A 14,769-nucleotide genomic window follows, 5' to 3' on the forward strand; every position below is an offset into this window, starting at 1 on the left:
TCTCACGATCCCAATCCTTTCAAAACCTCTGCCATAAAAGGAACGGACGCGGACGCTCCCGGTCTGGAAACCGCGATGGAGGCCGCCTTTGAGGCTGTCCGGAGCGCTTCCTCCACCGACTGGCCGCAAACCACCCCGGCCAGATAAAAGCCGGTGAAGGTATCGCCCGCAGCAGTGGTGTCCACAGCCTGGGTCTGGAACACCTTCTGCCTGACCCGCCTGCCCCCATTGGCATAAACCGACCCTTTTTCGCCGAGAGTCAGAACAATCTGCATGGAAGGATATTGGGCGGAAAGCGCGTCCAGAACCTCATCCGGATCGGTTTTCCCCGTGATCTGAGCACTCTCGATCTCATTCAGCAGCAGCAGGGATACTTTTTTTAAATCGCATGCCTGAACGGCCTCGTTGAAAGGAGAGGGGTTGAGCGCGATGAACATCTTCCTTTTCCAGGCCCGGTCAATAATATAGTCAAGCAGATTGATTTCATTCTGAAGGACCAGAATGTCCCCTTCCCCGAACCGGCTGAGGACCTCGTCGGCGTACTCTCTTGTCTGGCTTCGGTTTCCGCCGCCGAAGAGCACAATGCTGTTCCGCCCGTTTTGGTCCACCTGAATCACCGCGTGCCCGCTGGCCCCGGGGGTTTTCCGAATCAGTGACGCGTCGATCCCGTTTTCCCGGCAGGCTTGCAGCAGCATACCGCCGTCTTCTCCCACCGCCCCGGCATGATAAACCGGAACACCCGCTCTGGCCAGGGCGATGGACTGGTTCAGGCCCTTGCCGCCGCAGAAAATTTCCCTCTTCTCCGCGGCAAGGGTCTCCCCTTCCCTTACGATATGATGAACGGAATATACATAATCCATATTCAGTGATCCATAGTTTAAAACCTTCATTTTCCTCCCGTGATCACCGCGAAGCATCGGCTTCCTGTGATCACAGTCTCCTCCTCTCATAAATCTGCGCCGACGGAAAAGGGCACCGTCTGCCGGGATCCGTACCCCGGCAGACGGTGCCTTCCGGATCTCCCGCTAGCTGCGCAGTTCTTCCAATTCCTTCATGGCGCTGCCAAGCATCTCCCGTGATATCACATCAAACGGTTTTGCCCGCATCAGCACATCATCCGTCGCTTTCTTTGCAACCGCCCCCACATTCTCTTCGGTAAAACGGAGGTGCATGCCCTGAAAGGACGGGTCAAAGCCCATGGAATCGTAGAGGCCGAACAGCTCCCGGAGCTCTTCTCGCGGGCTGTCAAGAACGATCAGCTGCACCGCGATTCCGTATGCCACCTTCATGCCATGGTCGACATCGTGCACACCTTCCACCAGGGACAGACCGTTGTTCACCGAATGCGCGATCCCGTTTCGCACCGCCTTGATGCCAAGTGCCTGCACCGTTGAAGCCGTGTAGAGATTGATGTTGCAGATGTCGATGAACTCTCTGGTAAGCTCTCCCTTCCGGACGGACTCCACCGCCACGGCTGCTTCCGCATAGACGCTTTCCTTGAGCATGCGCGCCAGCGCCAGCGCCATCTGGTCAAAAATATCCGCGTTCTCCGAACCCGGCAGGGAAGCTCGCCCTTCGTACCATTTGGCCAGTGCGTCGTAAATACCGGAAATATAATAATTGATCGGCGCGTGAAGGATGACGTCCGGATCCACAAGGACCAGCTCCGGATTCGTCTTCGGATAGACATTCTCCAGATACTCTCCCGAATCCGAATAAACAATGATCTGATTGCTGCTGGCCGCACATGTGGCCGCGATCGTCGGGACCGTAATAATCGGGCAGCCGTACAAAGCGGCGGCATATTTCGCCGTATCCAGCGATTTCCCCCCGCCTACCCCAATGAGATAGTCCGGCGAAAATTCTTCGCAGATATGTAACAGCTTATGAACATTGTTTTCCGAGCTTTCGCCGGCAAATGCATTCACCGCATATTGAATCCCCGCTTTTTCCAGCTGCGGAAACAGTTTGTTCTGAACCGAGGCCCTTGCCCGCACACCTCCGCTGACAACACATTTTTTTCCGAAAGGGGCCAGAAGGCATTCTATCTCATCCCAAACACCAATGCGGTTGCAGTAACGGGCGGGGCCTGATTTATTGTATCGGATTGTATTTTGAAAGCTCATATCTTTTTGCATCATAATGCCTCCTGCAATGATCTTCTATCCTCCGAGATAGGATTTGATAATTTGATCGCTCTCGATCAGCTCGGAGCTTTTGCCCGTGATCGAGATATTCCCGTTTTCCAGAACATAGCACCGGTCGGAGATTTTCAGCGCCATGTAGGCATTCTGCTCCACCAGAACCACGGGAAGGTTTTTTTCTTTGTTGATCGTGGAAATCACCCTGAAGACCTCCTCCACGATCACCGGAGCCAGGCCAAGCGACGGTTCATCCAGCATCAGCAGCTGCGGATCGCTCATCATCCCTCTGGCAATGGCCAGCATCTGCTGCTCGCCGCCGGACAGGGAGCCCGATATCTGCTTTTCACGTTCCCTCAGCCTTGGGAACAGCTCATACATTTCCTCAATATGGCAGTCCATCTCTTTCGGGGAAAAACGTTTGGAAAAGGCTCCCATTTCCAGATTGTCCCGAACCGTCATCTCGGAAAATATCTCACGTCCTTCCGGAACATATACAATCCCGTTATAGATCACTTTCGACGCAGGCAGTTTGGTCAGTTCGACCTCGTTGAAACGGATGCTTCCGCTTTTCGCCTTTACGATTCCCATGATCGTTTTCATCAGGGTGGATTTTCCTGCCCCGTTTGATCCGATAATCGATATGATTTCCCGGTCGTTCACCTCCACATCGACGTCAAACAGAGCCTGCACCTTACCGTAAAAGGTATTGACCTGGGATACTTTAAGCATTGTCAATCCCCCCTTCCGTGCGCTTCTTTTCCTGCTGCATCCGGTAGCCTTCCCCGAGATACGCCGTGATGACCTCTTCGTTGCACTGAATCTCGGCGGGACTGCCGGATGCAATTTTTTTACCGAAATCCAGCACCGTAATATCCTTGCTGATGCTCATGACAACGTCCATGTTATGCTCAATCAGGAACATATCCACACCGGACTGCGCAATTTTATCAATAATCCCGACAAATTCCTTCCGCTCGGAGGGATTCAGCCCCGCCGCCGGTTCATCCAGCAAAATCAGCTTCGGATTTCCCATCAGCGTCCGCCCGAGCTCCGTCATTTTCTGCCGCCCATACGGAAGGTTCGACACCACTTCCTCCTTCAGGGGATACAGCCCGATTTCATTCAGTACCGATTCCGCCTGCTCCCTCAGCTTTTTCTCTTCGTTCCGTGCCTGCGCGGGCAGCAGCAGCCATTTCAATATGTTCTGTCCCGTCCGGGACTGAGCTCCCAGCATCAGGTTTTCCAGCACCGTCATGGTCGGGAACAGTTTAATGTTCTGGAACGTGCGCCCGATGCCCATTTCCGCGCGCTGATAAGGCTGTTTTCCGGAAATTTCCTCTCCGAAAAATTCAATGGCTCCCTCCGTCTGCGGATATACGCCGGTAATCATATTGACGGTCGTGGTCTTGCCCGCGCCGTTCGGACCGATCAGCGCATGCAGCCTGCCCTTCGTTACCTGAAAGCTCAGATTGTCCACCGCGAGCAGCCCTTCAAAACGTTTTGTGAGCCCTTTTACCTCCAATACGATATCACTCATGCTGGGCACCGCCTTCCGCCTGCTTTTTCTGCACTCTGTTCCGGAAGAACCGCCCGATTCCCTGGAACATGGAAATAATGCCATTTGGGAAAAACAGAGAGCAGCCCAGCGCGATGGCATAAAACACAACCTGATAGTAATCTCCCAGGAAGCGAAGCGCTTCCGGAAGGAAAATGACAACCGCCGTGCCGAAAACATTGCCCACAACGTTGCCGATTCCGCCGAAGAGCAGCATGATTAGCATTTTGATCGAGAGGTCCACCGTATACGTTGAGGAATTCATATACATATTGAAATGGACGTATAGGGCTCCGCCGAACGCGCCGTATACGGCTGCAAGCGTAAAGGCACGGATCTTGATTTTTTTGACGTCCAGCCCCAGAGAGGGCAGCGCGTCAATATTATCCCGCACGGCCTTGAACTCTCGTCCCCATTTGGAATGGACGATCCGCACGGAAACAAGAAACATCAGAACGGCAATGACCAGGACGAAATAGTAATATTTTCGGTTGGTATCCAGTTCAAACCCGAAGAGAGAATACCGCGGAATGTTCTTGATGCCCTGCGTTCCCCCGGTCAGCCCCGTCAGATTGGTCGACAGAAGCCGGACCACCTCATTGAAAGCCAGCGTGGTGAGCGCCAGATAGACACCCTTCAATTTCAAGCTGGGGTACCCGAGAAGAACCCCGATGAAGTATCCCGCAAAAACCGCCAGCAGCGTCGAAAGCCACGGACTCCATCCGAATTTCGTGCAGAGGATCGCGGACACATACCCTCCTAACGCCATAATTCCTGCTGTTCCCAGATTTGTCTGTCCTGTTAAACCGGTAATAAAATTCAGTCCGAATACAATGATGGAATAAATCAGAATCTGATTGAAAATAACGACGTAATAATTATTGCTGATAAAAACCGGTAACAGGATTGCAAGCATCAGAATCATAACAGGAGCCAGATTCTTTCTATCAATCAAACGTTTCACTCTTCTTTCTCCTTTCTGCCTGTGGTATGCTTGCCTCAACGCGTCCGCCCCGTCAGCCCCTTCGGCCTGACAAGCAGGAATCCGATCAACAAAACAAAGGAAATGACATCTTTATATACAGCCGGAATAAAAAGGGTGCAGATGTTTTCCAGAATACCGCAGAAAAGGCCGCCGACAATGGCACCGGGCAGGAAACCGAACCCGCCGATGACCGCGGCCGCAAATCCTTTCAGGCCGATCATGTCGCTCATCGTGGTCGCGACATTCTGAAGCGGAATAATCAGGATGCCAATAACTCCGCAGATCACCATGCTCAGCGCGACGCTGAGGGAGATCACCCGTTTTACGTCAATACCCATGATCTGCGCCGCCATTTTATTCTGCGCCACACAGCGCATGGATTTTCCGGCCTTTGTCTTATACAGAAAGACCTGTAAGGCTATGACTATGATCATGGCGACCACAATAATCGCGACATTGGCTTTGGAGATTACGAACCCACCCAGGCGGTATGTCCCGGACAAAAATCCCGGAACACTGAACGGCACCGGTGTCCAGATCAGCCGGCAAAGCTCAATCGCGATCTTTCCGAGCAGGATCGTCGCCATAATGGTAAAAATTTCAGGTATATTTCTCAATGGAATGAAAATAATCCTCGATATTGCAAAGCCGAAAAGCATCATTGCAATGCATGAAAGCAAAATGGCCGGAACAAAACCGAACTGCAGGCCGACCATAAAGGTTCCGCCAAAAATGTACGCTCCAAAGGTAATCATTTTATCATGCGCAAAGTTAACAACGTCACATGCGTTTGAGATCAAAGTAAACTCAATTCCCACAAGGGCATAGATAAAGCCCATGGCAATCCCGCTGATAATCAATTGTACGACAATCGTCATACCGCCAGCCTCCCCGAATATTAATAGCAGGCTCTAAACAAGGTTGTCTGCAGCCACATATGTGTCTGCAGACAACAAACAGACATTTTTTAAGCTTCCACTTCTACCGTAACGGTATTCCCATAAACGGCTTCTTTCCCCTTGATCTTGCAGACAATGCCCTGATGTACCATCTCCTGCTTGCTGTTGGGCGTATAGGTCGCCAAGACGCCCTCATACCCGTCCGTCTTGGCCAGAGCATCCCGGATCGCATTCCGGTCCGTCGAGCCGGCCCTTTTAATGGCATCCGCCAGCACATAAAGCGCGCTGTAATAGGTGGATGCATAGAGCTCCGGTTTATCGCCGCCGTACGATTTCTGGAAGTTCTCCACAAAAGCTTTCACTTTCTCATTCGGATTCGTCGGCGTAAAATCGGTAACGCTGTACCAGTTGGTCAGCCAGTCTTCTTCACAGAGGTCAAGAACCTGTGTTGTGGAAATGGAGGTAGAGCCGACAATCGGCACCTGGACGCCCAGGTCATTGAACTGTCTTGCGGCAAGAGCCGTCTCCGTGTCGTGCGCCCATACAATGATTCCGTCCACGCCCGCCTTCTGAAGATTCAGAATCTGACTTGTCAAATCGGTGTCGCCCGAGTTAAACGTTTCGGAAACCCATTTGATTCCCTGTTTGTCAAAATAAGCGGACGCGACTTCCAAAGCGCCTGCCCCGTAGTCGTCACTGTCCGTCAGGAAGCCGATCTTTTTGCATTTCAGGTCTTCCGTAATGTATTTGGCGGCAATCTGCCCCTGAATGGAGTCAGATGCACGGACACGGAACAAATACTTGTTGTCGATGGTGGTCACCAGCTTCGGGCTGGTCGCTCCCGTAAGGAACGGAACGCCGGCATCCGCCATCGACTGTTCAATCGCCAGGGTCAATCCACTCAGATTGGGACCCAGCTGCGCAATGACGTTCTGGCTGAGGATCAGATTGATGGCGTTGATCGCCGTATCCGTCGTACCGCCGTCGTCCGCGACATAGAGTTTAATTTTTTTGCCCAGCACTCCACCGGCCGCATTGATCTCGTCCGCCGCCATCTGCGCGCCCTGTTCGGTTCTCATCCCATTGACGGGAGCGGAACCGGACTTGGACGCGGATACACCGATCAGGATGGTATCCCCATCCGTGGAAGCGGAACGATTGCTGCCTGCGTCAGAACTGCCTGAGGTACCTGATGGATCCTTGGAACACCCGATTAATGACCCTACAAGAATAAGCGAGATAATGGCTGCTATGATTCTTCTTTTCATAGTCTTTTCTCCTCCTCCGCTATGATCTCAGTACCGGCCTTCTCTATGAATTTTTATACGATTCCTTTGGCCTTCAGGTCGGCAAGCAACGCGTCGACTTTCTTCTTTTCTTCCTCCTCCAAATCGCCGAGCGGCATTCTCGGAAGGCCCGCATCGAATCCCAGGCACTTCAGAACATATTTGAATACTTCATGCCAATGGGGATCGTTTGTGCTATATGTAATAAAGTAATCCACAAACGGCTGAATATTTGTCCAGTACTCGCGCGCTTTGTCAATATTCTTTTCTTCCACGCAGATGTCATATAAATTCCGTGCAAATTTCGGGAAAATGGCCGGCATACCGCTTAACCATCCGTCCGCGCCTGCGAAAAAGCCTTCCATCGGAGCATAATCATGGCCGTACTCAACAGTCAGCCTGTCCCCGCAGTAGTATTTCAGCTCATGCACCCGGTTCGGATCCCCCTGTGCGGATTTTACGCCGTTGACCAAACCTTCATCCACCATGGCCTTGATCTCCAGCGGCGTCATCTCATAGCCGCAGAATCTGGGGTTATTGTACAGAATGATATCGATGTCGATGGCCTTGCGCAATGCCCTGAAATGGTTGACCACCGCTCTTTTGTGCGGCTGCAGGTAATAAGGCATAATTACCAGAACGCCCTCTGCTCCGACTTCCTGCGCGTATTTGCTCAGTTCAATGGTCTGAGAGGTGGAATACCTGCCGGTTCCTGCATAAACCGGAACGCGGTGGTTTACATGATCGATGATGCTCTTCATGATCTTTTTTTGCTCTTCCATGGTCATGGAAATGTTTTCTCCCGTACTGCCTGTGCAGGAAATGTTCTGAGCCCCCTGCTCGATCACCCAGTCAACATAGCGCAGTGTCTCCGCCTCATTGTAAGACTCATCTTTGTTCCAGAAGGTCATTACCGCCGGCATAATCCCTTTTTTGATACTCATACTTTTTCCTCCTTGATTGTTCAGTAATGTAAATACTGCTTTTTATAATAAGCATCTTTTTCTAAGATACATTATTATTTATTTAAAATAAAAAATTTTTTATTTAGTAAAAAAATAAGGGAAACCCCTTATTCCTGTCCGTTTATTCGCTTTTTCATTTTTACAATATGATTCCGAATCAGGCGGCGGGCGTCCTTTTTTGAATGCTTTCTGAGCGCTTCCAGCAGCTCTTTGTGCTCGCGGACGGCGGCCTCGTTGTGCTGCAGAGAGGTCCCGGTTGTCGCCCGGATAATCATATATTTATTGTTCAGCATACGATACAAATTGTAAAGGTAATGATTGCCCGCCAATTTCACCAGCATTTTATGCAAAGCCATATCCGCCTTGAAATACTCGTCAGACTTGCCCTGCCGGTAAAGCTTCTCACACTTTTCTTCCTGTAAGGCCAAAAAATCCAAGTCCTCCGTGGTAATCGTGTCGCACAGCTTTACAACCGCGTCTTCTTCAAACAGCAGCCGGGCAATGCAGACTTCCTGAATTTCTTCTTCGGTCGCCACGGGGATCATATATTTTCCGCCCTGCGATATTTCACAGATATGTTCATGCACCAACCGCTTCAGAGCCTGAATGACCGGCGTCTGGCTTACTTGATACCGTTCCGCCAGCTCCGCAGGGTCCAAGCGCTTTCCGGCAATATATTGTCCGCCGACAAATCCATCACATATGGTTTCATAGACGATATCGTCTAAATTTCTTTTTAAAGTTTTCACAGAGTCACACCCATTCACAAGACTGTATATAGAGTACACCCTTTTACAGGAAAAGTCTATGTGCTTTTTTATTAAAAAAATTTTTAATTTTTCGTGACTCTTCACAAATATAATATAAAATTTTTAATTTATTATTTATTTCATATAAGTTGAAATGCTTTTCTCCCCCTGAAGGTTCCGGGGATGGAAAGCCGGACAGGAATGATTTTTCGGTATGTAATAACGTTTACATGTTCTCTTTATATTCTTGTCCCCGCAAATGAGCACGGCTCCTTTCATCTATTCCATCATTTTGGGCAAGTTGCCATTGAGGAAAATAAAGGGAAGTGATAAAATATAGACAGATTCAATTTATTTTGGTCTTTTTTATTTGACCGTTGAACTTGATTGATTGCTTGCCTCGGAAATTGGCTGAATGAAGGTTTAGCTAAATTATTTATAAAACATTTATTAAACAAAAATTTGAAATGAAGGATAGATCAAAATGCAGCTTATAGTAAAAAGATTTGAAGAGCTAACAGTTGAGGAATTGTACGAGATTCTTAAGATAAGAGTTTCCGTGTTTGTTGTTGAACAAAATTGTCCGTATCAGGAGATCGATGGCAAGGATAAACAATCATTTCATGTGTATTTAAAAGACGATGATGGAATACAGGCATACCTAAGAGTTATTGATAAAGGTGTGTCCTATGATGAGGTATCGATTGGCCGAGTGATTGCGGTGAAAAGACGGAATGGCATAGGCAGCAAAATTCTCTCAGAAGGGATAAAGGTTGCGAAAAGCAAATTAAAGGCGACTGCTATAAGAATAGAAGCGCAAACATATGCAAAAGAATTTTATGAAAAGCAAGGATTTAAACAGGTTTCAGGAATATTTCTTGAGGATGGAATCCCTCATGTTCAGATGCTTCTTGATTGCGTCTCCCCTGCCCTTTGAGCTTATGTTTTATAAGGAGATTAAGCATTATGAAAAGCAAAGGTACTTGTCCTAAATGTCATTCCAGTGAAATAATTAGCATTCCTGGAAATGTCGGAGCATATGGCACAGGTAATAATATTAAAGCCGGACGTACTATTTTTAGTGCAGTGAAAATAACAAGATATTTATGCACCTCATGCGGATATACAGAGGAATCGATTGATAATCCAATTGATATTGAGAAGCTGAAAAAACACTATTCTGATTGAGGTCACTGATTAGAACTTTGCACATACATTAATCCGCAAGAGGGTAAGAAAATGAAAATCGAGTTGCTTTCTACGAAATATCAGGTAAAGCAAATTGAGGAAGCGAAGCCTTTTGGATCAGAAATCATTTTGGAAAAACGGGCGTTGAAGTGCCCGCAGAAGGTTATGTACTTGTAGGGATGCAAAGATATTTGTAGAGCGATATAATCGCTGAGCGATAAATCGAAATTCGTGGAGATGAAGGAGAGCACATCAATGGGTATAAAAAGGAATCGTATTGTTGTAAAAGTCGGGACATCGACATTAACAAATGAATTAGGAAACAGTAATCTGCGGACGGTCGAAGAACTGGTTTTGACGTTAGCTGATATCCAAAACATGGGGAATGAAGTGATACTCGTTTCTTCCGGTGCAATTGCAATTGGAGCGCAGAAAATGCATCTTGCCGAAAAACCTAAAGAGCTGCGTATGAAACAGGCGGCGGCTGCGGTAGGACAATGCGAGAACATGTTTTTGTACGACAAATTTTTTGGCTATTATAATAAAACTGTGGCACAGATTCTGCTCAATGCTGATGACATCATCGATGAAGAAAAGAAAGAAAACCTTGCCAATACATTTGAAACCTTGCTTGAACAGGGAATCATTCCAATCGTAAATGAAAATGATTCCGTGAGTTATAAAGAAATAGAATCCGAAGAAAAAATATTTGGGGATAATGATATGCTGTCAGCGGTTGTTGCAGTATTGTGTCGCGCCGATAAACTGGTAATTCTGTCAGACATAGATGGATTTTATGATAAAGACCCCAGACTATCGAAAACTGCTAAACTGATCAGCAAAATTGAATATATTGATGAATCTACATACGCACTCGCGGGAGGCGCCGGTTCCAGAAGAGGTACTGGTGGTATGAGAACAAAACTTCAAGCGGCAGATATTGCTACATCACAGGGAATCGATGTCATTGTCACAAACGGAAAAAATCCTGATGTACTCTACGACATCGTGACCGGGAAAAAAGTGGGAACTCTGTTTGTGGCGCAGAAATAAGAATATTAGCCCGGCCAAGCTATGGCTACGGCCGTTGTTCCGCCCAGCCGTGCCGGAATGTGAAATATCAAAAAGAAGGTGTAGTAATGGAAAACATCATCGCCGTAACAGCGAATAACATTGATCGCGAGCATATCTGCTGCGCCATCTCCGACAAGAAGGGCGAAACCTGTGTATCCTCCAAAAAGGCGTGGATGAGCGAACGCTTTGCGGATGGCCTGGTGTTCCGGAAGCTGGATGTCCGGGGGAAGGTGTTTATTGAGTACATCCCCGCAGAGAAGGCATGGTGCCCCATCGACGCACAGGGATATATGCATATCAACTGCTTTTGGGTTTCGGGGCAGTATAAGGGAAAGGGCTACGCCGACCGTCTGTTGGAGGAGTGCATTCAGGATGCCAAATCCAAGGGCTGCTGCGGTCTCACCGTTGTCGCCTCGGAGAAAAAGCGTCCATTTCTGTCCGACCCGGATTATTTGAAATACAAAGGCTTTTCAGCTGCCGATACCGCCGCGCCCTTTTTTGTTCTCTACTGCCTGCCGTTTACCGGGGACGCTCCTGCTCCGAGGTTCAGGGACTGCGCAAAGCAGGGCAAAATCGCCGAAAAGGGCATGGTGCTGTACTATACCAACCAGTGTCCGCACACCGACAAATATGTGCCGATCATCGTCAATCTCGCAAAGGAACGCGGAACAGAAATCAGCATCCATAAGATCGAGACGACCGGGCAGGCACAGTCGGCCCCCACGCCCTTTACCACCTACAGCCTTTTCTATGACGGCGAGTTTGTGACCAACGAAATTTTGGGGCCGGCAAAATTTGAAAAATTCCTCGATCAACAGATTATTAACTGATGACAACCAATTCTCCCCCGCTGGCCTATTGGCTGACGGGGAAATTTCTTTTATTTCCAAAACATCTTTAAAAAAGATTACAAAAAGATTACAATTGTTAACAAAATGTTTGCATTTTTATGATTTAATAATAAAGAAACCAATCAGATCAGGATATGGGCCAATTGCAGGTTAAGGGGGTTGCTTTTTTGTCGTTCATCTCGCTGGAATTTTTTCTGTTCTTCGCTGTCTCGGCAGTGGTATATTTTGTCCTCCCCCACAAATTCCGATGGATTTGGCTGCTTGCTGCCAGTTGTTTTTTTTACCTGTGTTATAATTCGTGGTACGCCATCTTCCTGGGTGTTTCCACGCTGGTCACCTACGCGAGCGGGCTGCTGATCGGGAAATCCGGCCGGCTGGCGGATCCCGTCAGAGCAGCGTGGCAGAAGAAAATCTGGGTCGCCCTGAGCTTCTGCATCAATATTGGTATTTTGTCCGTCTTCAAATATCTGAACCTGTTCAGTGAGATCGGCGCGGGCATTCTTTCCCTGACGGGTGTTCCCACAGCCGCGGCGCATTTTGACCCGCTGCTGCCGGTAGGAATCTCTTTCTATACCTTTCAGGCACTGAGTTATACGGTGGACGTTTACAGGGGGGACGTTCCGCCGGAGCGGCATTTGGGAAAATACGCGCTCTTCGTTTCCTTCTTCCCGCAGGTCACTTCCGGCCCGATTGAGAAATCGAAGAACTTTCTCCCTCAGCTTGACGAGGTACATATCTTTGATTACGACCGGGCCAGAAGAGGCGTCCTGCTGATGCTGTGGGGCTATTTTCAGAAAATGGTCGTAGCGGACCGGCTCGGGGTTCTGGTTGACACGGTATACGGAGATCAGGCGCAGTATTACGGACTCGCCTCCATCGTTGCCGTCATCTTTTACGCGTTCCAGATCTACTGCGATTTTGCCGGCTATACCAATATTGCCATCGGCGCGGCGGAAGTGATGGGCTTCCGGCTGACCACCAATTTCGACCGGCCGTATTTTTCAAGGTCGATTCAGGAGTTCTGGCGGCGCTGGCATATTTCGCTGGGTTCCTGGTTCAAGGATTACCTGTATATCCCGCTCGGCGGAAGCCGATGCTCCGCGTTCCGCCGCTGCCTGAATCTGATGACCGTGTTTGTGGTCTGCGGCCTCTGGCACGGGGATTCGGTCAATTTTCTGATCTGGGGTGCCCTGCACGGGCTGTATCAGGTAGCGGGGCTGCTGTCGAAGCGGCTGAGGAAAAATGTCCGGGACCGTCTGGGAATCGGCGAGAGTTCCGGCTGGTACCGGGCTTTGCAGACCGCCTTCACCTTCTTGCTGGTCAGCTTTGCATGGATCTTTTTCCGTGCGGAAACGCTGCCTGACGCAGCCGCGATGATCGGGAATCTGTTCCGCTTCAATCCGGCGTCCCTGTGGGACGGTTCTCTTTTCAGCCTCGGCCTTACGCAGCCGGAATTTCTGGCCGCGGTCCTCGGGATTTTCGTCGTGGCCGCGGTGGACTTCATAAAAAGGAGATGGGATCTGCGCAGCGTCGTGTTGGGCAGCAATGCCGCTGTGCGGTGGTCAGTGTATCTGACTGCCGCCCTGATGCTGGCCGTCTTCGGCACTTATGGGTCGGAATACAACGCTCAGCAGTTTATTTATACCAAATTTTAGGCCCCGTTCGCAAATCGGGATTCTTGTTTCGGATGAATTTACACATCCGACCGCATCAAAAATGCCCGGCATACGGGCAGGCTGAACCTGCATGCACGTCTCGCACATCGGTTGCTCTGAAGTATATTCAAAGCAATACAGAACCCGTATGGAATAGGTTATCATTGTGGACGCCGTAGGCGGGTAAGGCACTTTGTGTCTGAAAATCCGCCAATTTTCAATTTACGAACAGAGCCAAGTGGAGGAAACGAATGCGTAAAAAAATGATTGGGAAAAGTTTGCTCTTTACCGCCTTGCTGGCTGTTCTTCTCGCCGCGCTCAGCCCGATCTTCGTTTACAAAACGGAGCACCGGGCAAAGCTGGAAGAGGGCCTGTACCTGTCCGACGACCAGTACGACGTTATTTTTATGGGTTCCAGCCATATGAACGGCGGGCTGGACCCAAACGTCATCTGGAACCAGCAGGGCATCCCCAGCTTTAATTATGCGACGGGTGGGCAGTCGCTTGATGTGACCTACTACTTATTAAAAGAAGTCTTAAAGACGCACAAAAGTCCTCTTGTCGTTGTGGACCTGTTTTATCTCGGCATGACAACCCAATATGGAGAATCCGGGTTAATCAGCAACACGGTGGACAATATGCAATTTTCAGGAAATAAACTGGAGACTATCTGGAACTGCGTCTCTCCGCAGGACCGGATTGCGTATCTTCTGCCGGTCCTGAAATATCATTTCAGATGGTCGTCTCTGCAGGAAAAGGACTTCGGCTTCGACGTCGCGTCTCTGTACTACTCAAAAGGGTTTGCAGCCGGGACCAACCGGTACGGCAAACCGAATTCCGAATGGAAGGCTACGGACAACCGAATCGATATTCCGGAGAAGTCCCTGGAATACCTGAATAAAATTATCGATCTGTCAAAGACGGAGAACTTTGACCTCATTTTTATAAACATGCCCTGCGACTACAGCGAAGCCGAAAAGGAAAGCGATTGGGTGAACGACTGCGAGGCTCTGTTCAACACGGTCGCGGATGTGGCGCAGGAAAACGGGATACCGTTCCTCGATCTCTATGATAAGAAGGACGAGGTCGGGCTGGACTTTGCGAACGACATGAACAATGCGGGGCACCTTAATCTTTGGGGCGCGTACAAAATCAGTTCTTACTTTGGAAATTATCTCGCTGAGAATTATGATCTGGAGGACCATCGGTCGGACAGCGCTTACGCGCAGTGGAATGAGGATTATAAATACTCTCAGGCCGCTTCGGTCACATGAGTCTGAAATCGCTTACGCTGTGCCGGGTCTGTCCCGGCATAATCGATAAAAATTACGCCCTCCTGGCCATGACGGCCGGGAGGGCGTTTTTATTTTAAACCGTAGGACGCACCTTGGCATTACATCGGCCAGCTTGGCCCGATG

15 protein-coding genes are annotated in these 14,769 nt (G+C 49.3%); 6 read left to right on the plus strand and 9 right to left on the minus strand.

Annotation, left to right across the window (positions count from 1 at the left end; translation table 11 throughout):
• Positions 1 to 2 precede the first annotated feature (2 nt).
• The 9 genes from LY85_RS03720 to LY85_RS03760 form a co-directional block, all read right to left on the minus strand.
• A complete protein-coding gene (locus LY85_RS03720) occupies positions 3 to 950 on the minus strand; it encodes a ribokinase (RefSeq protein WP_347562403.1) in 948 nt (315 codons plus the stop codon).
• A 75-nt stretch (positions 951 to 1,025) separates the two neighbouring features.
• Complete coding sequence (locus LY85_RS03725) at positions 1,026 to 2,141, minus strand: iron-containing alcohol dehydrogenase family protein (protein WP_141825502.1); 1,116 nt, start codon at positions 2,139 to 2,141, stop codon at positions 1,026 to 1,028.
• A 21-nt stretch (positions 2,142 to 2,162) separates the two neighbouring features.
• On the minus strand, positions 2,163 to 2,873 hold the full coding sequence (locus tag LY85_RS03730; protein WP_141825503.1) for an ABC transporter ATP-binding protein: 711 nt from the start codon (positions 2,871 to 2,873) through the stop codon (positions 2,163 to 2,165).
• A complete protein-coding gene (locus LY85_RS03735) occupies positions 2,866 to 3,681 on the minus strand; it encodes an ABC transporter ATP-binding protein (protein WP_141825504.1) in 816 nt (271 codons plus the stop codon). The genes LY85_RS03730 and LY85_RS03735 overlap by 8 nt, the downstream gene beginning before the upstream one ends.
• Positions 3,674 to 4,663: a branched-chain amino acid ABC transporter permease gene (locus LY85_RS03740; protein ID WP_243122473.1), complete on the minus strand. Its 990-nt coding sequence runs from the start codon at positions 4,661 to 4,663 to the stop codon at positions 3,674 to 3,676. Before LY85_RS03740 ends, LY85_RS03735 begins: the two co-directional genes overlap by 8 nt.
• 35 nt (positions 4,664 to 4,698) lie before the next feature.
• Positions 4,699 to 5,562, minus strand: coding sequence for a branched-chain amino acid ABC transporter permease (locus tag LY85_RS03745; RefSeq protein ID WP_141825505.1), 864 nt, complete (start codon positions 5,560 to 5,562; stop codon positions 4,699 to 4,701).
• Between the two features lie 89 nt (positions 5,563 to 5,651).
• Positions 5,652 to 6,851 (minus strand): ABC transporter substrate-binding protein, encoded by a 1,200-nt coding sequence (locus LY85_RS03750; protein WP_141825506.1) that lies wholly within the window; start codon positions 6,849 to 6,851, stop codon positions 5,652 to 5,654.
• A gap of 53 nt (positions 6,852 to 6,904) precedes the next feature.
• Entirely contained in the window at positions 6,905 to 7,813 is a 909-nt protein-coding gene (locus tag LY85_RS03755) for a dihydrodipicolinate synthase family protein (protein ID WP_141825507.1), read from the minus strand.
• 128 nt (positions 7,814 to 7,941) lie between these two features.
• Positions 7,942 to 8,583 carry a GntR family transcriptional regulator gene (locus tag LY85_RS03760; RefSeq protein ID WP_141825508.1) on the minus strand — a complete coding sequence of 214 codons (642 nt, stop codon included), beginning with the start codon at positions 8,581 to 8,583 and terminating at the stop codon, positions 7,942 to 7,944.
• 484 nt (positions 8,584 to 9,067) lie between these two features.
• Between LY85_RS03760 and LY85_RS03765 the strand changes: the two genes are divergently transcribed.
• The 6 genes from LY85_RS03765 to LY85_RS03790 all read left to right on the plus strand — a co-directional run bounded on the left by LY85_RS03765 (position 9,068) and on the right by LY85_RS03790 (position 14,625).
• Positions 9,068 to 9,520 carry a GNAT family N-acetyltransferase gene (locus tag LY85_RS03765; protein WP_141825509.1) on the plus strand — a complete coding sequence of 151 codons (453 nt, stop codon included), beginning with the start codon at positions 9,068 to 9,070 and terminating at the stop codon, positions 9,518 to 9,520.
• A 29-nt stretch (positions 9,521 to 9,549) separates the two neighbouring features.
• Positions 9,550 to 9,771, plus strand: coding sequence for a hypothetical protein (locus tag LY85_RS03770; protein WP_141825510.1), 222 nt, complete (start codon positions 9,550 to 9,552; stop codon positions 9,769 to 9,771).
• A gap of 255 nt (positions 9,772 to 10,026) precedes the next feature.
• The gene (gene proB / locus LY85_RS03775; protein ID WP_141825511.1) at positions 10,027 to 10,824 is read left to right on the plus strand and encodes a glutamate 5-kinase; all 798 of its coding nucleotides are present in this window, start codon (positions 10,027 to 10,029) and stop codon (positions 10,822 to 10,824) included.
• A gap of 86 nt (positions 10,825 to 10,910) precedes the next feature.
• Positions 10,911 to 11,675, plus strand: a complete 765-nt coding sequence (locus LY85_RS03780) for a GNAT family N-acetyltransferase (protein WP_141825512.1) — start codon at positions 10,911 to 10,913, stop codon at positions 11,673 to 11,675.
• A 188-nt stretch (positions 11,676 to 11,863) separates the two neighbouring features.
• Positions 11,864 to 13,351, plus strand: a complete 1,488-nt coding sequence (locus tag LY85_RS03785) for an MBOAT family O-acyltransferase (RefSeq protein WP_141825513.1) — start codon at positions 11,864 to 11,866, stop codon at positions 13,349 to 13,351.
• A gap of 251 nt (positions 13,352 to 13,602) precedes the next feature.
• Positions 13,603 to 14,625 (plus strand): hypothetical protein, encoded by a 1,023-nt coding sequence (locus tag LY85_RS03790; RefSeq protein WP_141825514.1) that lies wholly within the window; start codon positions 13,603 to 13,605, stop codon positions 14,623 to 14,625.
• The last annotated feature ends 144 nt before the right edge of the window (positions 14,626 to 14,769 follow it).

It is taken from the genome of Clostridium sp. KNHs216 (assembly GCF_006714885.1).
GTDB lineage: Bacteria > Bacillota > Clostridia > Oscillospirales > Acutalibacteraceae > Caproiciproducens.

What these genes read in the sequence shown, in the direction of transcription:
- LY85_RS03790 (WP_141825514.1), top strand. Translation starts at nt 13,603, where the DNA reads ATGCGTAAAAAAATGATTGGGAAAAGTTTGCTCTTTACCGCCTTGCTG.
- LY85_RS03750 (WP_141825506.1), bottom strand. Translation starts at nt 6,851, where the DNA reads ATGAAAAGAAGAATCATAGCAGCCATTATCTCGCTTATTCTTGTAGGG.
- LY85_RS03745 (WP_141825505.1), bottom strand. Translation starts at nt 5,562, where the DNA reads ATGACGATTGTCGTACAATTGATTATCAGCGGGATTGCCATGGGCTTT.
- LY85_RS03735 (WP_141825504.1), bottom strand. Translation starts at nt 3,681, where the DNA reads ATGAGTGATATCGTATTGGAGGTAAAAGGGCTCACAAAACGTTTTGAA.
- LY85_RS03755 (WP_141825507.1), bottom strand. Translation starts at nt 7,813, where the DNA reads ATGAGTATCAAAAAAGGGATTATGCCGGCGGTAATGACCTTCTGGAAC.
- LY85_RS03770 (WP_141825510.1), top strand. Translation starts at nt 9,550, where the DNA reads ATGAAAAGCAAAGGTACTTGTCCTAAATGTCATTCCAGTGAAATAATT.
- LY85_RS03780 (WP_141825512.1), top strand. Translation starts at nt 10,911, where the DNA reads ATGGAAAACATCATCGCCGTAACAGCGAATAACATTGATCGCGAGCAT.
- proB (WP_141825511.1), top strand. Translation starts at nt 10,027, where the DNA reads ATGGGTATAAAAAGGAATCGTATTGTTGTAAAAGTCGGGACATCGACA.
- LY85_RS03725 (WP_141825502.1), bottom strand. Translation starts at nt 2,141, where the DNA reads ATGATGCAAAAAGATATGAGCTTTCAAAATACAATCCGATACAATAAA.
- LY85_RS03765 (WP_141825509.1), top strand. Translation starts at nt 9,068, where the DNA reads ATGCAGCTTATAGTAAAAAGATTTGAAGAGCTAACAGTTGAGGAATTG.
- LY85_RS03730 (WP_141825503.1), bottom strand. Translation starts at nt 2,873, where the DNA reads ATGCTTAAAGTATCCCAGGTCAATACCTTTTACGGTAAGGTGCAGGCT.
- LY85_RS03720 (WP_347562403.1), bottom strand. Translation starts at nt 950, where the DNA reads ATGAGAGGAGGAGACTGTGATCACAGGAAGCCGATGCTTCGCGGTGAT.